Genomic DNA, 23,969 nt, shown 5'->3' on the forward strand with positions numbered 1-23,969 from the left:
CGGCGGCTACAGCAGGAAGTCCAGGAAGCTGGCGAAGGGGCGGACCATGCGCATCTGGAAGATGGTGTCCGGGTCCGCGCCCTCGATCAGCGCGTCGTAGCCGCGCGCGCCCGGCGCGCCGGTGATGGCGCGCGACTGCGCCAGCCGTGCCTTCAGGCTCGCCGTCATGGCCGCGGCCAGCTCGGGGTTGTTGCGGCAGATCACGATCAGTTCCGAGTTGAGGTTGGCCGAGCGCGGGTCCATGTTGTAGGTGCCCACCACCACGGTGCGGTCGTCGAACACGGCGCGCTTGCCGTGCACGCCCCAGCGCTCGGACGCGGGCGGGCGGGCGTTCTGCTTCAGCGGCCGGCCGTCGTAGCCCCAGACCTCCAGGTTCGCCTGCGCGAAGCGGTCCAGCGAATCGGCCAGGCTGGCCACGGCGTAGAACGCGTCGGTGGAATGCAGGGTGTTGGTGAGGAACTGCAGCTTCACGCCACGCTGCAGCACCCCCTGCATCAGCGCCACGCCGTCGTCGCGCAGCACCAGATACGGGCTCTCGACCACGATGTGCTGCTTCGCCTCCTGCACCAGCGAGGCAATCGCCGTGTAGACCTTGCGCCGCTCCACGCCCGAGCCGGGGTAGTCGGTGACGAAGTGCGTGTCGCGGCAGGTGCTGAACCGCGGCGCCGCGGTGTGCTGGCGCAGCTCGGCGCTGATGCGCTCTTCGGCCACCGTGCGGTTGCCCAGCAGGTTGATGCGGGGCGCATCGGTCTCGTCCACCGCGATGTCCTTGGGCTCGGTCACCCAGTCCGACGCCCAGTACAGCTCGAAGCTGTCGACGATGGCGGCCGCGATCGGCCCCTGGATCAGCAGGTCGCTGTCGAGGAAGTTGTAGTGGGTGGACAGGTCGAAGTAGTCGTTGCCGATGTTGCGGCCGCCGATGATGGCCTTCTGCCGGTCCACCACCAGCAGCTTGCGGTGGGTGCGGTGCTGCATGGCGAAGAAGCGCGCGATGCCCGAGGTGTTGTAGTAGCGCACCTGCACGCCCGCCTGCTCCAGCGTGCGCGCCACCTGCGGCGCCAGCTTGAACACCGGCATCGCGAAATCCACCAGGATGCGCACCTTCACACCCTGCGCCGCCTTGCGCGCCAGCGCCTGGCTGATCAGGCGGCTGGACTCGTCGAGTTCGTAGATAAAGAACTCCAGCTCGATGGACTGCCTGGCTTCCTCGATCAGCTTCAGGCGCGCGGCCAGCGAGTCGAAACCCACGTCCAGCAGCGCCACCGCGTGCGGCTCGCGCGAACGCACGTCGATGGCGGCGTGCTGCGGCGCCTGGCCCAGCCACTGGCGCTCGCTCGCCTCCTGGATGCCCAGGAAGGCGATGGCGAACACCACCGGCACACCGACCAGCAGCACCAGCAGCGCGATGCCGGTCCACCGGACGAGCCGCCAGACCATCAGCCGCCCAGCCCGGCGAAGATGTTCTGCACGTCGTCGTGTTCGTCCAGCGCCGCCAGAAAGGCCTCCACCTCCTCCAGCGCCTCGGCGCTCAGGCTGGCCGGGTCCACCGGGTTCTTGGGCTTGTAGCCCAGCTTGGCCGACAGCACGGTGAAGCCCTGGGCGGGCAGCGCACGGCTCACGAGGTCGAGGTCGGTCGGGTCGGTGAGGAACACGCACACGCCCTCGTCGTCGGCGGGCTCGAAGTCCTGCGCGCCGGCCTCGATGGCAGCCACTTCGGCGTCGGCGTCCTTGTTCGTGGCTTCGGCTTCGATGATGCCGACGTGGTCGAAGTCCCAGGACACCGAGCCGCTGGTGCCCAGCTGGCCCTTGCGGAACAGCACGCGCATCTCGGGCGCGGTGCGGTTCACGTTGTCGGTCAGGCACTCCACCATCACCGGCACGCGGTGCGGCGCAAAGCCTTCGTAGATCACGTGTTCGTAGTGCACCGCCTCACCCGTGAGGCCGGCGCCTTTCTTGATGGCGCGCTCCAGCGTGTCCTTGGGCATGGACACCTTGCGCGCCTGTTCGACCACCAGGCGAAGGCGGGCGTTGGCCGCGGGGTCGGCGCCGTTGCGGGCCGCAATGATGATGTCCTTGACCAGCTTGCCGAACAGCTTGCCTTTCGCGTTCGCGGCGATGTCCTTGTGTTTGGCTTTCCATTGCGCGCCCATGGGGTTCCCTTCCGTGTGAACCCGGAAGTGTAGTGGGCCGGGTACGCGGCACCGGGCTACGACAGCTGCAGCAGCCCCCAGAACAGCGCCGCCAGGAAGGCCGTCTCCAGCACCATCAGCGCCACCGGCTTCCAGCCCACGGTGACGATCTCGCGCAGCTGGGTCTTCATGCCGATGGCCGCCATCGAGGCCACCAGCAGGAACTGCGACGTGCCCTGCCCCGCCTGCACCAGCGCCGCTGGCAGCCAGCCGCTGCTGTTGACCAGCACCAGCACCGCGAAGGCCACCGCGAACCAGGGCAGCAGCGGTGGGCGTGGACCGGCCGGCACATCGCCGCCCTGCGCGCGCTCGTAGCGCCGCGCCAGCACCGCGGCCAGCGCGATCACCGGCAGCAGCATGGCCACCCGCATCAGCTTGACCAGCGTCGCCGCATCGCCCGCCTCGTGCGAGAGGCTGTAGCCAGCGCCGACCACCTGGGCCACGTCGTGGATGGTGCCGCCGATGAAGAAACCGGCCATCACCGGCGGCATGTCCAGCGCGTGGGTAAGCATGGGGTAGAGCACCATGGCCAGGGTCGAGAGCGTGCTCACGCCGATCACGGTGAACAGGGTGGCGCGCTCCTTGAGCGGGTGCGCGGGCATGGCCGCCGACAGGGCCAGCGCCGCCGACGCGCCGCAGATCGCCACCGCGCCGCCGGTGAGCAGGCCGAAGAACAGGCGGAAGCCCATCAGCCGCGCCAGCACCATGCCCACCGCAATCGTCGCGGCCACCGAGACCAGCACCATCAGCACCGGCGACCAGCCCAGCGCCGCCACCTGCGCCACCGTGATGCGCAGCCCCAGCAGGGCCACACCCAGGCGCAGCAGGGTGCGCGCGGTGAACTGGATGCCGGGGCCGGCCTTGCCTTCGGCCGAGAGGAAATTCAGCGCCATGCCCAGCAGCAGCGCGAACAGCATCACCGGCGCGCCGTAGTGCGCCCCCAGCGCCATGGCGGCCACCGCCACCACGGCGCTGAGGGTGATGCCTGGGGCCAGCTCGGCCGCGTGGGCGCGCAGCCGGGGCCAGTGTGCAGGCGCGAGGAACGTGCTCATGGTGGGCACCGGCAGGCTCACTGGTTGAGCTTGATGTCGAAGGCCTTGACGATGGCCGCGTTGCGCTCGAAGTCGGCGCGCAGCGACTGCGCCATCTGCTCGGCGGTCTCGTCGCCACCCGCATCGAAGCCCGCTCCCAGCAGGCGGTCGCGCACCTTGGGCGAGGCGGCGCTCTTGTCCACCGCCGCGTTGATCTTCTGCACCAGGGCAGGTGGCACGCTGCTGGCCACGATGATGCCGACCCAGTTGCTGAAGTCGAGGTCGGGGTAACCCTGTTCGGCCATGGTGGGCACGTTGGGCAGGTGCGGTGAGCGCTTTTTCCCGGCGACGCCGAAGGCCTGGATCTTGCCGGCCTCGATCATCTTCTTGGACGTCGCCATGCCGTCGAACATCAGCGGCACCTGGCCGCCCATGAGCTGGGCCAGCGCGGGCGGCGAGCCCGCGAAGGGCACGTGCTGCATGTCCAGCCCGGCCTTCTGGTTCAGGATCATGCCGGCGTAGTGCGAGCTGGTGCCCGTGCTGTACGACGCGAAGCTGACCTTGCCGGGGTTGGCCTTGACCCAGGCCACCACGCCCTTGACGTCCTTGGCCGGCACGGTGGGTGCCCCCACCATGACCATGGTGGCGCGGGCGATGGCGGTCACCGGCTTGACGTCCCTGAGCGGGTCGAAGGCCGTCTTCATGACATGCGGGATCTCGGTGAGGATGTTGCTCGCCGTCATCATGATGGTGTGGCCGTCGGGCGGCGCGGCCAGCATGGCCTGCACCGCGATGGCGCCGCCGGCGCCGGGCTTGTTCTCCACCACCACCGGCTGGCCGATGTCGGCCGCAAGCTGGTCGGCCACGATGCGGGCCACCACGTCCATGGTGCCGCCGGCCGGTGCGGGCACCAGCATGCGCACGGGCTTGTCGGTCCAGGCCATGGCGGCCGGCAGGGTGAGGGCAAGGGCGGCAGCGCACACGGCGCGGCGCAGGGGCGAAAAGCGGAAGGCGTTCATGGATGTCTCCAGTGTGGCGCAGGCCATCGGGCGGGCCTGTCGTGGCCCGGGTGTCGGACCGTGGGGCAAATCCTAGGTCTGCCACCCCCACTGTGCTTGTCCAATCGGGACATCGACTTTCGAAATTGGGACATTCATGGATTACCCCTACGTGCCCGTGGTGCGCAGCGCCAGCCTCTCCGGCTACGTCGAGCTGGCGCAGTCGCTGGGGCTGGATGCGCGCGCCCTGCTGCGCAAGGCCGGACTCTCGCCACGGGCGCTGGACGATCCCGAAACGCCGCTGAGCGCAGCGGCGGTGCGGGCGCTGCTGGAAGACAGCGCGCAGGCCAGCGGCGTGGACGACTTCGGCCTGCGCATGGCGGCGCGGCGCCACCTGGCCAACCTCGGCCCGATCAGCCTGGTGCTCAAGGAGGAGCCCACCGCGCGCGCCGCGCTGGACACGCTGTGCCGCTACCTGCGCCTGCTCAATGCCTCGCTGCTCACGCGGGTGGAGGACCACGGCGCGCTGGTGATCATCCGGGAGGAGATCCTGGTCGATCAGCCGGCCAGCACGCGCCAGTCGATGGAACTGGCGGTGGGCGTGATGCACCGCATCCTGTGCGAGCTGCTGGGCGGGCCGTGGAAACCGGTGCGCGTCTGCTTCAAGCACCGCCCGCCGAAGGACACCAAGGCGCACAAGGCCTTCTTCGGCACCGCCGTGGACTTCAACGGCGAGTTCAACGGCATCGTCTGCACCGCCGCGGACCTGCAGACCCCGCTGCCCGGCAACAACCCGGAGATGGCGCGCTTTGCGCGCCAGTACCTGGACCGCGCGCTTTCGGGCCGGCACCAGAGCACCAAGGCCACGGTGCAGCAGCTGGTGGCCGCGCTGCTGCCCGGCGGGCGCTGCACCTCGCAGCAGGTGGCGCAGCACCTGGGCGTGGACCGCCGCACCATCCACCGCCACCTGGCGCGCGAGGGCGAGAGCTTCGCCACGCTGCTGCAGGCGGTGCGTTCCGAACTGGTGCTGCGCCAGGTGCAGGACAGCGACCTGCCGCTGTCCGAGGTGGCGCAGCTGCTGGGGTTTGCGGCGCCGGCCGCGTTCTCGCACTGGTTCCGCCACACCTTCGGCTGCAGCGTCACGGCCTGGCGCGCACAGGAAAAGGCGAAAGCGGCGGTGCGTCAGGGTGAACCCTGACTGTCCCAGATTCGAAAGTTAGTGTCCCAGTTTGACAAGCGTCAAACGACCGCGACTCCTACGATGCGTTCCATGGTCCAGGCACCCTGCCCCCCGAACGCACGAAGGAGACACCCCCCATGGCCACAGCCATCCGCATGCACCGCACCGGCGGCCCCGAGGTGCTGGAGATCGAACAGGTCGAGGTCGGCGAGCCCGGCCCGGGCCAGGTCCGCCTGCGCCACGCCGCCGTCGGCCTGAACTACGCCGACACCTACTTCCGCAACGGCACCTACCCCATGCCCCTGCCCGCGGGCATGGGCGTGGAGGCGGCAGGGGTGGTCGAGGCCGTCGGCCCCGATGTGAGCAACGTCGCCGTGGGCGACCGCGTCACCTACACCGGCTTCCTCAACACCCTGGGCGCCTACGCCACCGAGCGCCTCATCGCCGCGGCACCGCTCATCAAGCTGCCCGACGGCATCGGCTTCGAGACCGCCGCCGCCATGACCATGCGCGGCCTGACCTCGGCCTACCTGATGCGCCGCATCCACCCCTTCAAGGCCGGCGACACGCTGCTGCTGCACGCAGCGGCGGGCGGCGTGGGTCTGATCGTGGCGCAGTGGGCCAGGCTGCTGGGCATCACCGTCATCGGCACCGTGTCCACCGACGCCAAGGCCGAGGTGGCCCGCGCCCACGGCTGCACCCACACCATCAACTACAGCCACGAAGACGTGGCCGAGCGGGTCAAGGAACTGACCGGTGGCCAGGGTGTGGACGTGGTGTTCGACAGCGTGGGCAAGACCACCTTCATGGCCTCGCTCGACTCACTCAAGCGCCGTGGCCTGATGGTCTGCGTGGGCACGGCCAGCGGCCCCATCGAGGGTTTCAACCCCAACCTGCTGGCCATGAAGGGCTCGCTCTACCTCACGCGCCCGGCCCTGGCCGACTACATCGCCGACCCGGCCGAGAAGGCCGAGCTGGCGGCCGAGGTGTTCGGCCACGTGGCCGCCGGCCGCATCCGCATCGACATCCACCAGCGCTACGCACTCGGCGATGCGCAGCAGGCGCACCGCGACCTGGAGTCGCGCAAGACCACCGGTTCGTCGGTGTTCGTGATCTGAACCGCCCGAGGAGACACCCCATGAAGATCGAGCAACTCACCTGCGCCATCGGCGCGGAAGTCAGCGGCGTGAGCCTGGCCGATGCGGCGCGCGACAACGCGCTGTACGAGGAGATGAAGGCCGCGCTGCTCAGGCACAAGGTGCTGTTCCTGCGCGACCAGGACATTTCGCGCGCCGACCACGTGGCCTTCGCGCGCCGCTTCGGCGAGCTGGAAGACCACCCGGTGGCCGGCAGCGACCCGGAACACCCGGGCCTGGTGCGAATCTACAAGACGCCCGACGCGCCCAACGACCGCTACGAGAACTCGTGGCACACCGACGCCACCTGGCGCGAGGTGCCGCCCATGGGCTGCGTGCTGCGCTGTGTGGAATGCCCGCCGGTGGGCGGCGACACCATGTGGGCCAACATGGCGCTGGCCTACGAGCGGCTGCCCGAGCCGGTCAAGCAGCAGATCGCCGGCCTGCGCGCGCGCCACAGCATCGAATGCAGCTTCGGCGCGGCCATGCCCATCGAGCGCCGCCTCGCGCTCAAGGCCCAGTTTCCCGACGCCGAGCACCCGGTGGTGCGCACCCACCCCGAGACCGGTGAGAAGGTGCTGTTCGTCAACGGCTTCACCACCCACTTCACCAACTTCCACACGCCCGAGAACGTGCGCTATGGGCAGGACTTCACCCAGGGCAGCTCGGCCCTGCTGCAGTACCTGATCAGCCAGGCCGCGATTCCCGAATACCAGGTGCGCTGGCGCTGGAAGCCCAACAGCGTGGCCATCTGGGACAACCGGTCCACCCAGCACTACGCGGTGATGGACTACCCCCCTTGCCACCGAAAGATGGAACGCGCCGGCATCGTCGGCACGCCCACCTTCTGACCGTTCACCTTCTGATCGCCCCATTCAACGCACCCGGAGACAACCATGAACTTCCTCGACGGTCACCTCTTCCCCGAGAACCAGCAACCCCTGGTCATCACCGCCGCCCCCTACGGTCCCGAGTGGATTCCGTCGGACTTCCCCGAGGACATCCCGGTCACGATGGAGGCGCAGGTGCAGAAAGCCGTGGACTGCTACAACGCCGGCGCCACCGTGCTGCACCTGCACGTGCGCGAGCTGGACGGCAAGGGCAGCAAACGCCTGTCCAAGTTCAACGAGCTGATCGCCGGCGTGCGAGAGGCGGTTCCCGAGATGGTGATCCAGGTCGGCGGATCGATCTCGTTCGCGCCGGTCGGCGAAGGCGAGATCGCCAAGTGGCTGTCCGACGACACGCGCCACATGCTGGCTGAGCTGACGCCCAAGCCCGACCAGGTGACCGTGACCGTCAACACCACCCAGATGAACGTGACCGAACACATGGAAGAGGCCGACATCGCCGGCACCTCCATGGCCACCGCAGAGGGCCGCCGCGCCTACACCGAGATGGTGGTGCCCTCCACGCCCAGCTTTGTCGAAGAGCATGTGCGCCGGCTCTCGGCGGCCGGTATCCAGAGTGCCTTCCAGTTCTACAACCTCAACAGCTTCGAGACCGTCGAGCGCCTGATCCGCCGCGGCGTCTACAAGGGCCCGCTGGTGTGCAACTGGGTCGCCATCAGCGGCGGCATGGACGCGCCCAACATCTACAACCTGGCCAACTTCCTGCGCGCCATTCCCGACGGCACCATGCTCACGGTGGAAAGCAGCATGCGCAACACCCTGCCGATCAACATGATGGGCATGGCCATGGGCCTGCACGTGCGCTGCGGCATCGAGGACAACCTCTGGAACCAGAGCCGCACCGAGAAGATGACCACCGTGCAGCAGATTCAGCAGCTGGTGCGCATGGCCAACGAGTTCGGCCGCCCTATCGCCACCGGCCAGCAGGCGCGCGAGATCCTGAAGATCGGCGTGTTCTACGACACCGTGGAAGAGACCCTGGCCGCCAACGGCTTCTCGCCCAACGCACCGGGACGCCAGCAGGGTTTCCTGCGCAAGGTGGCCTGAAAGAAAAAGGGGGCCATCGGCCCCCTGTGCGATCAGGCTTTCTTGAGCTGCGAGGTGTCGAACGGCAGGCTGCGCAGGCGCTTGCCAGTGGCCGCGAAGATCGCGTTGGCCACCGCCGGCGCCACCGGTGGCGTGCCGGGCTCGCCGATGCCGCCGGGCTTCTCGGTGCTCTTGACGATGTGCACCTCGACCTTGGGCATCTCGTTGTGGCGCAGCACCGGGTAGTCGTGGAAGTTGCCCTGTTCGACCCTGCCGTCCTTGAGGCTGATCCTGCCGTACAGCGCGGCCGACAGCCCGTAGACGATGGCGCCCTCGACCTGGCGCTCGATGATGGTGGGGTTCACCGTCATGCCGCAGTCCACGGCCGCCACCACCCGGTGCACCTTGGGCGTGCCGTCGGCATTGATCGAGACCTCGGCCACCTCGGCCACATAGCTGCCGAAGCTCTGCACCACCGCGATGCCGCGGAACACGCCCGCCGGCAGCGGCTTGCCCCAGCCCGCCTTCTCCGCCGCCACTTCCAGCACCTGCCTGTAGCGCGGCTGCTTGTCCATCAGCGCGCGGCGGAACTCGAACGGGTCCTTGCCCGCGGCGTACGCCATCTCGTCGATGAAGCCTTCCATGAAGAAGCTGTTCTGCGAGTGGCCGACCGAACGCCAGAACCAGACATTGGGCCCCGGCTCGCGCCGGCCATAGGCGATGAGCTGGTTGGGCACGCTGTAGGGGTGGTCGTTGATGCCCTCCATCGCGAAACTGTCCACACCGCTCTCGGGGATCTTCATGAAGCCCGAGGCCGCCATGATGGACGGCGAGCCCACGCCGGCCTTGAGCAGCACCGCGTTGCCCTGGGCGTCCAGCCCGCCGGTGAACTTGGCCACCGAAGCCGGGCGGTAGAAGCCGGCGGCCATGTCGTCCTCGCGGGTGTAGACCAGCTTGACCGGCGCGCCGCTGATCTTGGACAGCAGGGTCGCGTCGATCACGAAGTCGGGCGCGAAGCGACGGCCGAAACCGCCGCCCAGCAGCATGGTGTTGACCTTGACCTTGCCCGGGTCCACCGAAGCCACCTGCGACAGGATGCCCTGCACCGGCCCCTGGCTCTGCGTGCCGGCCCAGATTTCCACGCCGTCGGGCTTGACCCAGGCGGTGCAGTTCATCGGCTCCATGCAGGCGTGCGCGAGATAGGGCGCCTCGTAGGTGGCCTCGACCAGCTTGGCCGGGGTGATGCCGGCGTCGCCCGCCTTGAGCGCCACCGCGTCGGCCTTGCTGGCGCCGTCGGTCAGCATGGCCGTGACCTTGGCCGAATCGAGCCCGGCCTTGTCGCCAAAGTCCCAGTCCACCTTCAACGCGTCGCGGCCCTTCTTCGCCGCCCAGTAACCCGTGGCCAGCACCGCCACACCGGTGGGCAGCGTGATCACCTGCTTCACGCCCTTGACCGCCTTGGCCGCCGTGTCGTCCACCTTGGCCACCTTCACGCCCGGCAGGGGCGCGCGCGCCATCACGGCCACCAGCATGCCGGGCAGGTTGACGTCGATGCCGAACTTGGCCGAACCGTTGGTCTTGCCCGCCGTGTCCAGCCGGGCCTTGCGCTGGCCGAGGATCTTGAAGTCCTTCGGGTCCTTCAGCGCCACCTTCTCGGGCGCCTTCTGTTTCGACGCCGCCTCGGCGAGCTGGCCGTAGCTCAGCTTCTTGCTGCCGTGCATCACGTGGCCGGCCTCGGTGCGGCATTCGCCGGCCGGCACCTTCCATTGCTCGGCCGCGGCCGCCACCAGCATGGCGCGCGCGGTGGCGCCGGCGTTGCGCATCACGTCCCAGTGGCCGCGCACCGTGGTCGAACCGCCGGTCGCCTGCATGCCGAAGGCGGGGTTGTTGAAGGCCTGGCTCACCGGCGCCTGCTCCACGCCCACCGTGGCCCAGTCGGCGTCCAGCTCTTCGGCCATCAGCTGCGGGATCGCGGTCAGCACGCCCTGCCCCATCTCGGAGCTGCCGCAGACCACGGTGACGCGGTTGTCGGGCGTGATGCGCAGCCAGGCGTTGGGCGTGAAGGCGGTGTCGGTCGCTGCCAGAGCCCGGCCGCCCATGGACGGCAGGGTGAAGCCGACGACCAGGGCGGCGCCTGAACCGGCCATGAAGCCGCGGCGGCTGGTCTCGAAGGCGTGGGAATCGTTGGTGGTGCTCATGATCAGGCTCCCTGCAGGGCGGTCGCAGCGTCCTTGATGGCCGCCTTGATCTGGTTGTAGGTGCCGCAGCGGCAGATGTTGCCGCTCATGGCCTCGTCGATGTCCTTGTCGCTGGGCCTGGGCTTGGCGGTCAGCAGCGCGGTGGCGCTCATGATCTGGCCGCTCTGGCAGTAGCCGCACTGCGGCACGTCGTGCTTGACCCAGGCGGCCTGCACGGCCTTGCCGGCCTTGCTGTTGCCAATGGCCTCGATGGTCACCACTTTCTTGCCGGTGGCGGCCGACAGCGGGGTGGAGCAGGAGCGCACCGGCTGACCGTCCAGGTGCACGGTGCAGGCGCCGCACAGCGCCATGCCGCAGCCGAACTTGGTCCCGGTGAGTTGCAGGTCTTCGCGCAGCGCCCAGAGCAGGGGCATGTCGGGTTCGGCGTCGAGCGACGCCGCTTTCCCGTTGACAGTGATGTTCAACATGGGGTGTGTCTCCTGTAGGGTTCGCCCGGCGATCAAGGCGCCAAGGTCGTTCTGCAATGTAACGAGCAGCCACCCGGCCCCTGAGCCGGGCAAACCCTTGTCCTACGTTGGTGTGGGGACAAGCTGTTCCGTTTCGGGTCACCCGGCGCGGTGGCAGAATGCCGCTCCCCTTGTTGGCCCCATATATGCATCCAGACTCCCACGGCACCCTCGGCATCGACTTCGGCACCTCCAACTCCGCCATGTCCTGGGCCGCCCCCGACGGCCTGTCGCGCCTGATCCCGCTCGAAGGCGACGCCGTCTCCATGCCCACCGCCGTGTTCTTCAACAGCGAAGACCACCGCACCCACTTCGGCCGCGACGCCGTGGCCCAGTACCTCGCCGGCACCGAAGGCCGGCTGATGCGCTCGCTCAAGAGCCTGCTGGGCAGCCCGCTGATCCACGAAAGCACCGAGGTCAACCACCGCCCGGTCAGCTTCCTGGAGATCGTGACCACCTTCGTGGCCGAGCTGCGCGAGCGCGCCACCCGCACGCTGGGCAGCGCGCCCAGGCGCGTGGTCATGGGCCGGCCGGTGCACTTCGTGGACGACGACCCGGCGCGCGACGCCGCGGCCCAGCAGTCGCTGCTGGAAGCCGCGCAGGCCGCGGGCTTCCGCGAAGTGAGCTTCCAGCTCGAACCCATCGCCGCCGCGCTGGACCACGAGCGCCGCCTGGCGCGCGAATCCCTGGTGCTGATCGTAGACATCGGCGGCGGCACCTCCGACTTCACCGTGGTGCGCCTGGGCCCTGATCGCATCGCGCGGCCCGACCGGGCAGACGACGTGCTGGCCACCACCGGCGTGCACATCGGTGGCACCGACTTCGACCACCGGCTCAGCCTGGAACAGGTGATGCCGCTGCTGGGTTACCGCCACCTCGGCCCGCAAGGCCGCGAAGTGCCCAGCCGCACCTTCTTCGACCTTTCCACCTGGCACCTGATCCAGTGGCTCTACCTGCCCAAGGCGGTCAGCCAGGCGCAGTCGCTGCGCGTGAACTACAGCGATGTGCGGCTGCACGAGCGGCTGATGCGCGTGCTGCGCGAGCGCCACGGCCACCACATCGCCCACGAGGTCGAGCAGGCCAAGATCCGCTGCTCAATGACCGACGCCGACACCAGCGTGGACCTGTCCATCGTCGAAGCCGCCCTCACCGCGCCGCTGGGCACGGCCGCACTGCGCGAGCACCTGGGCGGGCTGCTGGATCGCACCGTGGTCTGCGCCCAGGAATGCGTGCAAGGCGCCGGCCTGCGAAACGACCAGCTGGACGCGGTCTACCTCACCGGCGGCTCGTCGGCCCTGCGGCCGTTCCAGCAGACGCTGCGCGATGCGTTCCCGGGCGTGCCGCTGATCGAGGGGGACCTGTTTGGCGGCGTGGCGTCGGGGCTGGCGTACGGCACCGGGCGTTCAGCGTAACGCCCGCTTCAGCCCACCGACTTCAGCCGCATCTGGTTGGGCAGCGGCACCGAGCGGCGCAGCACGTCCTCGGCCAGCCAGAGCGCGGCGCGCTTGCCGCGCTCGGCCACCATGGGCAGCGGCATCTGCTGGTAGTCGTCGTTGAATACCTCGAAGCTGTAGTCGCCCGCGTAGCCGAGCCTGTCCAGCCGCAGCACGAGGTCGACGATCTGCTCGCTGTGCACCCCTTCGCCGGGGAAGACGCGGAAGGTGCGCGCGGTCGCCATGCGCTCCTCGAAGGTCTTGGCCTCCTGCCACATGAAGTCGGAGAGCTGCACCAGGAAGATCTTGCTCGGGTCGAGGTAGTCGATCTCGTCCAGCGCGGTCTTGGCCGCGAAGATGTGGAACGAGTCCAGGCCAATGCCCAGGTTGGGGCAGTCGGCGCGGCAGACCACGTCCCAGGCCGATGTGAACTCGTTGATGGTGCGGCCCCAGGACAGACCTTCGTAGGCGATCTTGATGCCCAGCGGCAGCGCCAGCATGGCGAGCTTGCGCAGGTCGCGCGCGAGGTGATCCAGGTCCTGCGTGGCGTGGGCCGAGGTGGACGAACAGGCCAGCAGCACCTTGCAGTCCAGCGCCGCACACATCTCCAGCATGGCCTTGGCGATGTCGATCTTGTAGTGGTGCAGATGGCCCGAGAGGCCCTCGAAGTCGCGCAGCACCTGGAAGCCCGTGCCGCGCAGACCACTGGCCTTGACGGCCGCGACGGCGGCCTCAATGCCGCCCGGGTGGCCGTTGATGTCGTTGGCCTTGAGCATGACCTGCGAGAAACCCGCGGCCTTCATGGCGGCCAGCTTGGCTTCGAGCGGGCCGGCGAGCGTGATGGTGTCCATGCCGAAGCCGGAGATGGCTTCGACGATGGCGGCGTGGGAAGGCTTCATGGCTCAGCCTCCGGCGCGCTCGCTGTGCACCAGCTCGAACACCACCGAACCCAGGTAGGTCTTGGTGATGGCGCCGCGCTGCTCGGTGTGCGCCGCTTCGGTCTCGACGAACTCGACGCCCAGCGCGCGCAGCGCCTTCACCGCCGCCAGCACGTCGGGCACGCCCAGGCCGATGCGCTGCAGCTTCTCGTCGGCGTCGTACACGTTCACCGGCGGCTCCACGAGCTGCAGCATGAAGCGCTGCGACGGGTCCAGCGCCGGGGTGCGCAGCAGGGTGCCCTTGGGCATGATGCCGAAGCGCTGGTCATCGGGAATCACCTCGGTGCCGAACAGCTCGTCGTAGAAGGCGATCCAGTCGTTGCTGCGCTCGGGGCCGATGTACTGCACGATGCCGAAGAAGTGGATGCCGGCGGTGGCGGGCGGCTTCTGGTCCACCGTGGGGATGGGCACGAAGTCCACGTCGTAGATCGAGAACTCCTTGTAGCGGTCCACGAAATAGATGCGGCTGCCGCCCGCGCCGTGGATGGCCGGGATGTTCAGCTCCATCACCTCGGCGTGCGTCGGCACCGACCAGGCGCCGCGCTCCAGCACATAGTGGTAGGCGGCACGCGCATCGCGCACGCGCAGCGCCATCGCGGAAATCGAGGGCACGTCGCTGCCGTGGCTGGCGCCCTGGGCATCACTGGGGTGGGCGTTGACGACGATGTTCAGGTCCCCCTGGCGGTAGAGCAGGATCTCGCGCGAGCGGTGGCGCGCCACCGGGCGGAAACCCATCATCTCCAGCACCTGGCCCAGGGCCTGGGGTTTGGTGGTGGCGTATTCGATGAACTCGATGCCGTCCAGGCCCAGGGGGTTGGCGGCGTCGCTGAACGAAGCCTGAAGGGGCTCGCGGCCAGCGGCGGTGTTGAGCAGCAGATCACTCATGGCAAGACTCCATGCAAAAAAGGGGATATCAGGTGCGACCGCGCAACCGCTTCCACCAGGTCGACTGGCTGGCGATGGTCAGTGTCAGCGCGATCAGGATCACGAGCGACAGCGGCGATGTGAAGAATTCGCCCGCGAACTGCACCGGGTTGCCCTCGGCCGAGATCATGGCCTGTCGGTAGCTCTTGTCCATCAGCGGACCCAGGATCATGCCCAGGATCACCGGCCCCACCTGGAAGCCGTACATCTTCAGGAAGTAACCGAGCACGCCGAAACCGAGCATCCAGTACACATCCACCGGGTTGTTGTTGATCGCGTACGCACCCACGGCCGACAGCACCAGGATCACCGGCAACAGGATGGGTTTGGGCGTTTCGACGATCTTGGCGAACAGCCGGATGCCGGTGAGACCGAACACCAGCAGGAAGATGTTGGCCAGTGTGAGGCTGCCCACGATGAACCAGAACAGGTGCGGCGTTTCCACCATCAGCATCGGGCCGGGCTTGAGACCGTGGATGTACATGGCACCGATGATCACGGCGGTGACGGCGTCGCCCGGTATGCCCAGCGTGAGCATCGGGATGTAGGCGCCGCCCACGGCCGCATTGTTGGCCGACTCCGGCGCCACCAGCCCTTCGTAGGCACCCTCGCCGAACGGCCGCGACGGGTCTTTGACCGTGCGCTTGGCGTGGTCGTAGGCCATCAGCGCGGCAATGTCGCCACCGGCGCCGGGCAGCGCGCCCACCACCACGCCGATGGTGGAGGTGCGCGCGGTCAGCGGCAGGTATTTGCGCAGCAGGCTCCAGGACGGCAGGATTTTCGAGACGTCCTGCTTGATCGCCTGGAGCTTGAGTTCGTGCAGCTGGCACAGCACCTCGGCCACGCCGAAGAAGCCGATCATGGCGGCCACATAGGAGATGCCCGCGGTCAGCTGCAGGCTGCCAAAGGTGAAGCGCGACTCGGCGGTCATCGGGTCGAGCCCGACCGAGCCGATCAGCACGCCCAGGGCCCCGGCAAAGATGCCCTTGGCCAGCGAGCCACCCGAGAGACTGCCCACCAGCAGGATGCCCCAGATGGCCAGCATCAGGTAGTCGCGCGGCGCGAACTGGAGCGCCAGATCCGCCACCGCCGGCGCGGCCACGGCCAGCGCCAGGATGCCGATGAAACCACCCACCACAGAGACCACCGTGGTCAGCCCGATGGCGGTGCCGGCCTCGCCCCGCTTGGCCAGCGGGTAGCCGTCCAGCCCGGTGGCAATGGCCGAGGGTGCGCCGGGAATGTTCAGCAGGATGGCGCTGCGCGAGCCGCCATAGACGCCGCCCAGGTAAATGCCCGAGATCAGCGCCAGCGCCGAGTTGACCTCCCATTTGAAGGTGAACGAGATCAGGATGGACACCGCCATCGTCACCGACAGGCCGGGAATGGCGCCAATGTAGATGCCGGCGAAGGTGCCGGCCGCGGTCAGCAGCAGCAACCGGACGTCGACCCAGCTGATGAAGAAATAGTTGAGCGCTTCGATCACGTGGCGGCTCCGTTGAACAGGCCCTGCAGCAGGGTGCCGCTAGGCAGCACCACCGAGAACACGGTCTGGAAGATCCCGTAGATCGCGGCCAGTGCCAGCGCCGACACCAGCAGGTTCAGGCCCCAGCGGCGGCTGCCCAGCAGCGCCATCGACACCACCAGGAACAGGTAGGACGCCAGCAGAAAGCCCAGCGGTTGCAGCAGCACCATGTACAGCGCGATGGCGACCGTGAAGCCCACCACCACTGGCGGCGTGAGGCGCCGCACGAATTGCGCCGCCAGCGACTCACCGGCCCGAGTCTCGGTCGGTGCCGAGCGCGCCGCATCCCGCAGGATCAGCACGGCGCAGACCACCATGATCGCTGCAGCGAACATCGGGAACGCGCCCGCAGACGTGAGCGACTCGAACTTCGAGATGCCGTACGCCGTCCACAGAAGAAAGAGGCTGGCCAGCAGCAGCACGGCCAGAAAGCTCAGCTCGCCAGGGAGCCGTTGTCGGGTGGGTTGCATGGTGGGTTACGCAAGGGTTCAGGCACAAACGCGCAGCCGTCCGGCCGGGACCGGACAGGCTGCGGACAGGCGGACGCTCAGGGCTTGGCGATGCCCAGCTCGGCCGGGTTCTTCTTAGCGACGCCCACTTCCTGGTAGGTCCAGGAAGTGACCGACTGCCACTTCTTGAGGAAAGCGTCGGCTTCGGCGCCCGAGATGTTCATCATCACGTTGCCACGGCTGGCCATCAGTTCGCGGAACTTCGGATCGTCGCCGGCCTTCTTGAATGCCGCCGTCAGCCTGGCCTTGACCGCATCCGGCACATCGCGCTTGACGAACACGCCGTAGAACGGCCCCCAGGGCAGGTACTTCTCCAGCGTCGGCAGGTCCTGTGTGATCGGCGGCACATCGCCGAACGGCTTCTCATCCACCACCGCCAGGGCCTTCAGGCGGCCGGCCTTGATGTGCTCGGCGGCCGCGCCCGCACCCACGAACATGAAGTCCACATGGCCGCCCAGCAGCGCCGTCAGACCCGGGCCGTCGCCATCGAACGGCACCGAGGTGACCGGAAATTTGGTGGCTGTCGACACCATGGCCCCCACGGTGAAGGGCAGGCCGCCGGCGCCGGTGGACCCCTGCTTCACCTTGCCAGGATTGGCCTGGATCTCGGCCAGCATGTCCTTGAAGCCCTTCCAGGGCTTGGCGGCGTTGGTCACCAGCAGCACATTGCCGCGGGCGGCGATGGTGACCGGGTAGAACTTGCTGTAGTCCAGCTCGCTGATGGCCAACACCGGGTGCAGCTGCGGGTTTTCGGCACCGAACAGCAGTGTGTAGCCGTCGCTGGGCTGCTGGTACACGAAGTTCGTGGCGATAGCGCCGACGCCGCCTGGCTTGTTCTGCAGCACGATCTTCTTGCCCAGCGCCTCCTCGGCCACCGGCGCCAGCGCGCGGCTGACCACGTCGCTGGCGCCGCCGGCGCCCCACTGGATCACCCCGCTCAGTTCACGGTCAGGAAAGCCCTGTGCGGCACCGATCGTGGAAAAGGCGGCCAGCGCGACCGTGGCCAGGAATTGACGGCGAAGGTTCATGGTGATGTCTCCAAGGTTGGGTGGAAAAACGGAAATAGCCGGGAACACCCGAGCACTCTATGAAAGGAACGGCCAACTTCCTACTTCTGGGCCGCCCAAGTGATCGATAATCGATCGACATCGATCAATCATCGATCATTTCTGGTACTTCCCCCAATGCCTCCCCCATGAACTCCCGGACCACCATCGACAGTGCGCGCGCGGCAACGGCGGCTGCGTCTGCGCCCGGGCGGGGGCATCCCGCGCTTGAACGCCGCGACTGGATCGCCGGTCTTGAAAAAGGGCTGGCCATCATCGAAGCCTTCGACGACCAGCACCCGCGCCTGACCGCCAGCCAGGCCGGCGCGCGCTGCGGCCTGACCCGCACCGCTGCGCGGCGTTACCTGCTGACCTTGGCACACCTGGGCTATGTGGGCACCGACGGCAAGCTGTTCTGGCTGATGCCGCGCATCATGCGGCTGGGGCATGCGTATCTGGAGTCGGCGCGCCTGCCAAGACAGGTGCAACCCTTTCTCCAGCGGATCGTGGGCGGCACCCAGGAGATCGCGTATCTCGCGGTGCTGGACGGCGAGGACGCCGTCTACATCGCCCGAGGTGGGTCGCCAAGGCACATGTTCGAAGGCTACATGCTGGGCACGCGCGTGCCCGCCCAGGTCACCGCTGCCGGCCTGGCCATTCTGTCGATGCTCAGCGAGCCCAGCCTGAACGAGTGGCTGCTGGCGCATCCATTGCGCGCCTTCACCTCGTTCACCGTCTCCAGCAAGGACCAGCTGCGCGCAGAACTCAAACGCTGCCGGCGCCAGGGCTGGGTGTTGTCGGAACAGCAGCTGGAACTGAACCACCGCGGTATCGCCGTGCCTCTGCTGGACCGCAACAACGATGTGCACGGCGCGATCAGCGTCACCATGCCGATCAACCAGGAAAGCAGCGAGGATGCGGTCAAGCGCGTGCTGCCGGTGCTGCAGGAAGCGGCGCGCGGGCTGCGCAACCTGATCTAGGCGCGGTGCTCCAGCCGGCGCAGGCGCCAGGCGCACAGCGTCGCCACCCCCGCCAGCGCGCCCGCCAGCCAGAACACGCTGGCCAGGCCCAGCGCCGACGACAGCACGCCGCCGCCCAGCCCGCCGAGCGTGCCCGGCAGGCCGTAGCCGATCACGGTGTACAGCGCCTGGCCGCGCCCGCGCAGCCGGCCGGGAAAGTGGTGCGAGATCAGTGCGATGCAGACCGTGTGGTGCGCCGCGAAAGTGATGGCGTGCAGCGCCTGCGCGGCCAGCAGCAGCGGCCAGACCTGCGGCAGGCCGGCGGTCAGGCCCATGCGCAGCACCATCAGTGCCGAGGCCAGCACCAGCCAGCCGGTCAGGCTGAGCCGGGGCAGCCAGCGCCCCTGGGTGAAGAACCAGCCGATCTCGATCAGCACGGACACCGCCCAGAGCAGACCGATCACGGTCTTGCTGTAGCCCAGGCTGTCCAGGTAGAGCGAGAAGAAGACATAGATGGCGATGTGCGCGAGGATGTGGAAGAACACCGACGCGAAGAACCAGCGCACCGCGGGTTGCCTGAGCAGCGGCCAGATGGCGGGGTGGTCGTCGTCGTGGTGCGCCGCCTCCTTGTGGTCGGGCAGCCACCAGACGCTGGCCACCACCGCCACCAGGGTCAACAGCGTCCATGCCGGGAAATGACCGAGCCCGAAGTGTTCGAACCACCAGCCGGCCACCATCACCGTGAGCAGGAAGCCCAGCGAGCCCCAGAGCCGCACGCGGCCATAGCGTTTTGCGTCGAACGCCCCGCCCTGGCTGACCAGGTGCGCCAACGCGGCCTCGCTCATCGGCATCATGGCGCTGGTATGGGTGAACATCAGCAGCAGCACTGCAAACAGCGCAACCGGGCCCAGCGGAAACCACAGCGCCAGCGAGAAGACCAGCGCCGCCGTGGCCCCATAGCGCAGCAGCTTGACGCGCTCGCCCGTGCGGTCGGAGAGCGTGCCCCAGGCGTAGGGCGCGAACAGGCGCGTGGCCGACTGCACCGAGGTCAGCACGCTGATGGCGAACAGCCCGAACCCCAGGTCTTTCAGCCAGAGCGGCAGGTAGGGGTTGAAGAAGCCGATGTGCGCGAAGTAACTCGCGGACAGGGCCGCGAAGGGCAGGAGTTGCTTGCGCTGTTCAGGCACGCGACGCGGCAGCGATATCCGGTGTCTCGACCGTCACATCGCCGCACTGCGCACGGTGCCGCAGCGCGTGGTCCATCACCACCAGGGCCAGCAGGGCTTCCATGATGGGCGCGGCGCGGATGCCGACGCAGGGGTCGTGGCGGCCCTTGGTGATGACCTCGGTCGGCTGGCCTGCCACGTCGATGGAGTCGCGCGGGACCAGGATGGAACTGGTGGGCTTGATGGCGACCGACACGTCCAGGTCCTGCCCGGTGCTGATGCCGCCCAGCACGCCGCCGGCCTTGTTGCCCACAAAACCGCTCGGGGTGAGCGAATCGCCGTGGGTGCTGCCCTTGTCGGCCACCGACGCAAAGCCGGCGCCGATCTCCACACCCTTGACGGCGTTCAGGCCCATCATGGCGTAGGCGATGTCGGCGTCCAGCTTGTCGTACAGCGGCTGGCCCAGGCCCACCGGCATGTTCTTCGCGACCACGCGCAGGCGCGCGCCACACGAATCGCCGCTCTTGCGCAGCGCGTTCATGTAGTCCTCCAGCGCCGACACGTCGGCCACCGGGGCGAAGAACGGGTTGTTGGGCACATGCTCCCAGCTCTCGAAACCGATGGGTACCTCGCCGATCTGCGTCATGCAGGCGTGGAAGGTGGTGCCGAACTTCTCCTTGAGCCACTTCCTGGCGACGGCGCCGGCCGCCACCGTGGGCGCCGTGAGGCGGGCCGAGCTGCGGCCACCACCGCGCGGGTCGCGGATGCCGTACTTCTGCCAGTAGGCGTAGTCGGCGTGGCCGGGGCGGAAGGTCTGCAGGATGTTGCCGTAGTCCTTGCTGCGCTGGTCGGTGTTGCGGATCAGCAGGGCAATCGGCGTGCCGGTGGTCCGGCCCTCGTACACGCCACTGAGAATCTCGACGGCGTCGGGCTCGTTGCGCTGGGTGACGAACTTGCTGGTGCCGGGGCGGCGGCGGTCCAGGTCGTGCTGGATGTCGGCTTCGGTTAGCGACATGCCGGGCGGGCAGCCGTCGATCACGCAGCCGATGGCCGGGCCGTGGGATTCACCGAAGTTGGTGACGCAAAACAGGGTGCCGAAGGTGTTGCCGCTCATGGGCTCCGATTATCGCCAAGCAAAACGCCCCGCGAGCGGGGCGTTTTGCTTCGGGTCACGGACAGACCCATCAGGGGAAGTTCGGTTCGTTCTTGCCTTCGGACTCTTCTTCCGGCCAGTCGCGGATGTAGGCCTTGAGCATCTTGTTCTCGAAGTTCTGCGCGTCCACCACGGCCTTGGCCACGTCGTAGAAGCTGATCACGCCCATCAGCATGCGGTTCTCGATCACGGGCATGTAGCGGGCGTGGCGGTCGAGCATCATGCGGCGGACCTCGTCCATCTCGGTGGCCATGGTGCAGGTCAGCGGGCCGGGGTCCATGGCGCGGTAGACGGTGGTGGTGCCCAGCTGGCCGCCGTTCTTGACCAGCGTCTTGATGACCTCGCGGAAGGTGAGCATCCCGACCACCAGACCGTTGGACATCACGACCAGCGAGCCGATGTCCTTCTCGTCCATGAGCTTGACGGCGTCGGCCAGGGAGTCCTCGGGGGTGACGGTGTAGAGGGCGTTGCCCTTGACGCGCAGGATGTCGCTGACCTTCATGGCACTTCTCCTTGGGATGGATGCTGTCGCCAGCTGAGCAGGCGTGGAGATGAATATAGCCCACAATCGGCGCGAACAACACACCGGGACTGCCCGGACGTTACCTTCGGAGACACACGCATGCCCGGCCATTCAGACCCCGGCTTCGACACCCTGGCGCTGCACGCCGGTGCGGCCCCAGACCCCTCCACCGGCGCCCGCGCCGTGCCCATCCACCTGACGACCTCGTTCGTCTTCGAATCCAGCGACCACGCCGCCGCCCTGTTCAACCTCGAACGCGCCGGCCACGTCTACAGCCGCATCAGCAACCCCACCAACGCGGTGTTCGAGCAGCGCATGGCCGCGCTCGAAGGCGGCATCGGCGCCATCTCGGTGGCCAGCGGCCAGGCCGCGCTGCACCTGTCCATCGCCACCCTCATGGGCGCCGGTTCGCACATCGTCGCCAGCACCGCGCTGTACGGCGGCAGCCAGAACCTGCTGCACTACACGCTGCGCCGCTTCGGCATCGAGACCACCTTCGTCAAGCCCGGCGACATCGACGGCTGGAAGGCCGCGGTGCGCCCAAACACGAAACTGTTCTTCGGCGAGACCGTGGGCAACCCGGGCCTGGACGTGCTGGACATCCCGACGGTGGCGCAGATCGCGCACGAGGCGAAGGTGCCGCTGCTGGTGGACAGCACGCTGACCACGCCCTACCTCATCAAGCCCTTCGAGCACGGTGCCGACCTGGTCTACCACTCGGCCACCAAGTTCCTCTCCGGCCACGGCACCGTCATCGGCGGTGTGGTGGTGGACGCCGGCAGCTTCGACTGGGACGCCTCGGGCCAATTCCCCGAGTTGACCGAGCCCTACGACGGCTTCCATGGCATGACCTTCAGCGAGGAAAGCACCGTGGGTGCCTTCCTGCTGCGCGCCCGCCGCGAGGGCCTGCGCGACTTCGGCGCCTGCCTGAGTCCGCACAGCGCCTGGCTGATCCTGCAGGGTCTGGAAACCCTGCCGCTGCGCATGGAACGCCACATCAGCAACACCGAAAAGGTGGTTGCTTTCCTGGCCAGCCATCCGCTCGTGGGCAGCGTCGGTCACCCGCTGCTCGAGTCGCACCCCAGCCATGCGCTGGCCAACCGCCTGCTCAGGCACGGCGCCAAGGGCGCGGGCTCGGTGTTCAGCTTCGACATCAAGGGCTCTCGTGAACAGGGCAAGGCCTTCATCGAAGCCCTCAAGCTCTTCAGCCACCTGGCCAACGTGGGCGACTGCCGCTCGCTGGTGATCCACCCGGCCAGCACCACGCACTTCCGCATGAGCGACGAGGCGCTGGCGGGCGCCGGCATTGGCCCGGGCACCATCCGCCTGTCCATCGGGCTGGAGGATGCGGACGACCTGATCGACGACCTCAAGCGTGCCCTCAAAGCCGCAGAAAAGGCAGGTGCGTGATGGAACTCACCGTCAACGGCGCCACCACCTACTGCTACACCGGCGGCAAGGCCTTCGACCCCGCCAAGCCCACCGTGGTGTTCATCCACGGCGTGCTCAACGACCACAGCGTCTGGATCCTGCAGAGCCGCTACCTCGCCAACCACGGTTTCAACGTGCTGGCTGTCGATCTGCCCGGCCACTGCCGCAGCGCCGGCGAAGCCCCCTCCACGGTCGAGGAAGCGGCCGACTTCATCGGCGCCCTGCTCGACGCCGCCGGCGTGCAGAAGGCCGCGCTGGTCGGCCACAGCTGGGGCTCGCTGATCGCCATGGAAGCGGCGGCTCGGCTCAAGGAGCGCGTCACGCACACGGTGCTGGTCGGCACCGCCTTCCCGATGAAGGTGTCGCCCGCGCTGATCGAAGCCTCGCTGAACGAACCCGAGAAGGCGCTGACCATGGTCAACGTGTTCTCGCGCTCCACCCTGGCCGCGCCGCCCTCGGCTCTGGGCCCGGGCACCTGGGTCTACGGCGCCGGCATGGCGCTGGGCCGGCGCGTGTTGCGCAGCAATCCCAAGGTGAATGTGTTCCACCGCGGCTTCGTGGCCTGCGACCGCTACGCGGGCGGCGAGGCCGCCATGGCGGCCCTCACCTGCCCGGTGCTGTTCCTGCTGGGTGGCCTGGACCAGATGACCCAGCCCAAGGCTGCACAAGGGTTGATCAAGACCTCCCAGGCGGCGGGCAAAACCGTGCAGGTGGTGACCCTGCCGGTCGGCCATCACCAGATGACGGAGACCCCGGACCTCACCCTGTTCGCGATCCGCGACTTCCTCAAGCGCTGAAACCAGGACGGTGCGGGCGCCACCAGCGGCATGAGCAGGTACTCGCTGTAGTGCTCCTGCGGCGTGTGCGAGGGTTCAGCGTCGGCACCGATCACCACCCAGTCCTGCTGCAGGTCAATCACCGAGCCCGGGCCGAGGAACAGGTCCTGCGCCATGTTCGGCTGCGTCAGCCAGAGCCGACCGCTGACCACGCGCAGCCGCAGGCCGGCGCTGGCGTGGATCACGCGGGTCTGCAGCGGGAACAGGCGGGTGGTGGAGGGCTGGCTGGAGAGCATGTCGGACCTTTCGTGAATGAGGCCCCACTGTCCGGCGTTCCGCCCCACCGCAACAGACACAGCGGGCCGGCAGCATGCCCGCTCAGCGCCGCACAGATCCGCATCTGTGTGGTCGGCTTGC

23 protein-coding genes are annotated in these 23,969 nt (G+C 68.2%); 8 read left to right on the forward strand and 15 right to left on the reverse strand.

Going from position 1 to position 23,969, the window contains the following annotated elements:
- Positions 1-6 precede the first annotated feature (6 nt).
- Genes HPF_RS17055 through HPF_RS17070 form a run of 4 tightly spaced genes read right to left on the reverse strand, consistent with a single transcriptional unit; the run spans position 7 to position 4,239 of the window.
- On the reverse strand, positions 7-1,437 hold the full coding sequence (locus HPF_RS17055; protein WP_133157296.1) for a phospholipase D-like domain-containing protein: 1,431 nt from the start codon (positions 1,435-1,437) through the stop codon (positions 7-9).
- Complete coding sequence (locus tag HPF_RS17060; RefSeq protein ID WP_133157297.1) at positions 1,437-2,150, reverse strand: YebC/PmpR family DNA-binding transcriptional regulator; 714 nt, start codon at positions 2,148-2,150, stop codon at positions 1,437-1,439. The genes HPF_RS17055 and HPF_RS17060 overlap by 1 nt, the downstream gene beginning before the upstream one ends.
- A gap of 56 nt (positions 2,151-2,206) precedes the next feature.
- Positions 2,207-3,241: a YeiH family protein gene (locus tag HPF_RS17065; RefSeq protein ID WP_133157298.1), complete on the reverse strand. Its 1,035-nt coding sequence runs from the start codon at positions 3,239-3,241 to the stop codon at positions 2,207-2,209.
- A 17-nt stretch (positions 3,242-3,258) separates the two neighbouring features.
- Positions 3,259-4,239 carry a tripartite tricarboxylate transporter substrate binding protein gene (locus tag HPF_RS17070; protein ID WP_133157299.1) on the reverse strand — a complete coding sequence of 327 codons (981 nt, stop codon included), beginning with the start codon at positions 4,237-4,239 and terminating at the stop codon, positions 3,259-3,261.
- A 136-nt stretch (positions 4,240-4,375) separates the two neighbouring features.
- On the opposite strand from HPF_RS17070, the gene HPF_RS17075 reads away from it, so the two are divergent.
- The 4 genes from HPF_RS17075 to HPF_RS17090 all read left to right on the forward strand — a co-directional run bounded on the left by HPF_RS17075 (position 4,376) and on the right by HPF_RS17090 (position 8,489).
- Positions 4,376-5,416: an AraC family transcriptional regulator gene (locus HPF_RS17075; protein ID WP_133157300.1), complete on the forward strand. Its 1,041-nt coding sequence runs from the start codon at positions 4,376-4,378 to the stop codon at positions 5,414-5,416.
- Positions 5,417-5,535: 119 nt separating this feature from the next.
- Entirely contained in the window at positions 5,536-6,516 is a 981-nt protein-coding gene (locus tag HPF_RS17080; protein WP_133157301.1) for a quinone oxidoreductase family protein, read from the forward strand.
- A gap of 20 nt (positions 6,517-6,536) precedes the next feature.
- On the forward strand, positions 6,537-7,385 hold the full coding sequence (locus tag HPF_RS17085) for a TauD/TfdA dioxygenase family protein (RefSeq protein ID WP_133157302.1): 849 nt from the start codon (positions 6,537-6,539) through the stop codon (positions 7,383-7,385).
- A gap of 45 nt (positions 7,386-7,430) precedes the next feature.
- Positions 7,431-8,489 carry a beta-keto acid cleavage family enzyme gene (locus tag HPF_RS17090; protein WP_133157303.1) on the forward strand — a complete coding sequence of 353 codons (1,059 nt, stop codon included), beginning with the start codon at positions 7,431-7,433 and terminating at the stop codon, positions 8,487-8,489.
- 32 nt (positions 8,490-8,521) lie between these two features.
- Here HPF_RS17090 and HPF_RS17095 read toward each other — a convergent pair whose 3' ends face one another.
- Together HPF_RS17095 and HPF_RS17100 are read right to left on the reverse strand one after the other, a co-directional pair.
- Positions 8,522-10,666 carry a xanthine dehydrogenase family protein molybdopterin-binding subunit gene (locus HPF_RS17095; RefSeq protein WP_133157304.1) on the reverse strand — a complete coding sequence of 715 codons (2,145 nt, stop codon included), beginning with the start codon at positions 10,664-10,666 and terminating at the stop codon, positions 8,522-8,524.
- A 2-nt stretch (positions 10,667-10,668) separates the two neighbouring features.
- Positions 10,669-11,133, reverse strand: coding sequence for a (2Fe-2S)-binding protein (locus HPF_RS17100; RefSeq protein WP_066155958.1), 465 nt, complete (start codon positions 11,131-11,133; stop codon positions 10,669-10,671).
- Positions 11,134-11,318: 185 nt separating this feature from the next.
- On the opposite strand from HPF_RS17100, the gene HPF_RS17105 reads away from it, so the two are divergent.
- Positions 11,319-12,584, forward strand: coding sequence for an Hsp70 family protein (locus HPF_RS17105; RefSeq protein WP_207959197.1), 1,266 nt, complete (start codon positions 11,319-11,321; stop codon positions 12,582-12,584).
- Between the two features lie 8 nt (positions 12,585-12,592).
- On the opposite strand, the gene HPF_RS17110 is transcribed toward HPF_RS17105, so the two are convergent.
- The 5 genes from HPF_RS17110 to HPF_RS17130 form a co-directional block, all read right to left on the reverse strand.
- A complete protein-coding gene (locus HPF_RS17110) occupies positions 12,593-13,504 on the reverse strand; it encodes a sugar phosphate isomerase/epimerase family protein (protein ID WP_133157306.1) in 912 nt (303 codons plus the stop codon).
- Positions 13,505-13,507: 3 nt separating this feature from the next.
- Entirely contained in the window at positions 13,508-14,428 is a 921-nt protein-coding gene (locus HPF_RS17115) for a 4-hydroxyphenylpyruvate dioxygenase (protein WP_133157307.1), read from the reverse strand.
- Positions 14,429-14,456: 28 nt separating this feature from the next.
- The gene (locus HPF_RS17120; protein WP_133157308.1) at positions 14,457-15,950 is read right to left on the reverse strand and encodes a tripartite tricarboxylate transporter permease; all 1,494 of its coding nucleotides are present in this window, start codon (positions 15,948-15,950) and stop codon (positions 14,457-14,459) included.
- Positions 15,947-16,459: a tripartite tricarboxylate transporter TctB family protein gene (locus tag HPF_RS17125; protein ID WP_133157309.1), complete on the reverse strand. Its 513-nt coding sequence runs from the start codon at positions 16,457-16,459 to the stop codon at positions 15,947-15,949. The genes HPF_RS17120 and HPF_RS17125 overlap by 4 nt, the downstream gene beginning before the upstream one ends.
- A 77-nt stretch (positions 16,460-16,536) precedes the next feature.
- Positions 16,537-17,526 carry a Bug family tripartite tricarboxylate transporter substrate binding protein gene (locus HPF_RS17130; RefSeq protein WP_066155940.1) on the reverse strand — a complete coding sequence of 330 codons (990 nt, stop codon included), beginning with the start codon at positions 17,524-17,526 and terminating at the stop codon, positions 16,537-16,539.
- Positions 17,527-17,693: 167 nt separating this feature from the next.
- Between HPF_RS17130 and HPF_RS17135 the strand changes: the two genes are divergently transcribed.
- Positions 17,694-18,524, forward strand: coding sequence for an IclR family transcriptional regulator domain-containing protein (locus HPF_RS17135; RefSeq protein WP_079365199.1), 831 nt, complete (start codon positions 17,694-17,696; stop codon positions 18,522-18,524).
- Here HPF_RS17135 and HPF_RS17140 read toward each other — a convergent pair.
- From HPF_RS17140 to HPF_RS17150, 3 genes are all read right to left on the reverse strand, one after another.
- The gene (locus tag HPF_RS17140) at positions 18,521-19,690 is read right to left on the reverse strand and encodes an MFS transporter (RefSeq protein ID WP_133157310.1); all 1,170 of its coding nucleotides are present in this window, start codon (positions 19,688-19,690) and stop codon (positions 18,521-18,523) included. The two genes, HPF_RS17135 and HPF_RS17140, sit on opposite strands and share 4 nt — an antisense overlap.
- Complete coding sequence (gene aroC, locus HPF_RS17145) at positions 19,683-20,783, reverse strand: chorismate synthase (protein ID WP_133157311.1); 1,101 nt, start codon at positions 20,781-20,783, stop codon at positions 19,683-19,685. Before aroC ends, HPF_RS17140 begins: the two co-directional genes overlap by 8 nt.
- 70 nt (positions 20,784-20,853) lie before the next feature.
- Positions 20,854-21,324, reverse strand: coding sequence for a CBS domain-containing protein (locus HPF_RS17150; RefSeq protein ID WP_066155932.1), 471 nt, complete (start codon positions 21,322-21,324; stop codon positions 20,854-20,856).
- A 120-nt stretch (positions 21,325-21,444) separates the two neighbouring features.
- On the opposite strand from HPF_RS17150, the gene HPF_RS17155 reads away from it, so the two are divergent.
- The gene (locus HPF_RS17155; protein ID WP_066155928.1) at positions 21,445-22,755 is read left to right on the forward strand and encodes an O-acetylhomoserine aminocarboxypropyltransferase; all 1,311 of its coding nucleotides are present in this window, start codon (positions 21,445-21,447) and stop codon (positions 22,753-22,755) included.
- Positions 22,755-23,573: an alpha/beta fold hydrolase gene (locus HPF_RS17160; protein ID WP_133157312.1), complete on the forward strand. Its 819-nt coding sequence runs from the start codon at positions 22,755-22,757 to the stop codon at positions 23,571-23,573. Before HPF_RS17155 ends, HPF_RS17160 begins: the two co-directional genes overlap by 1 nt.
- On the opposite strand, the gene HPF_RS23680 is transcribed toward HPF_RS17160, so the two are convergent.
- Complete coding sequence (locus tag HPF_RS23680) at positions 23,510-23,848, reverse strand: DUF2917 domain-containing protein (protein WP_165961735.1); 339 nt, start codon at positions 23,846-23,848, stop codon at positions 23,510-23,512. The genes HPF_RS17160 and HPF_RS23680 overlap by 64 nt on opposite strands.
- Positions 23,849-23,969 lie beyond the last annotated feature (121 nt).

Source organism: Hydrogenophaga pseudoflava (assembly GCF_004353865.1).
Lineage (GTDB): Bacteria > Pseudomonadota > Gammaproteobacteria > Burkholderiales > Burkholderiaceae_C > Hydrogenophaga > Hydrogenophaga pseudoflava.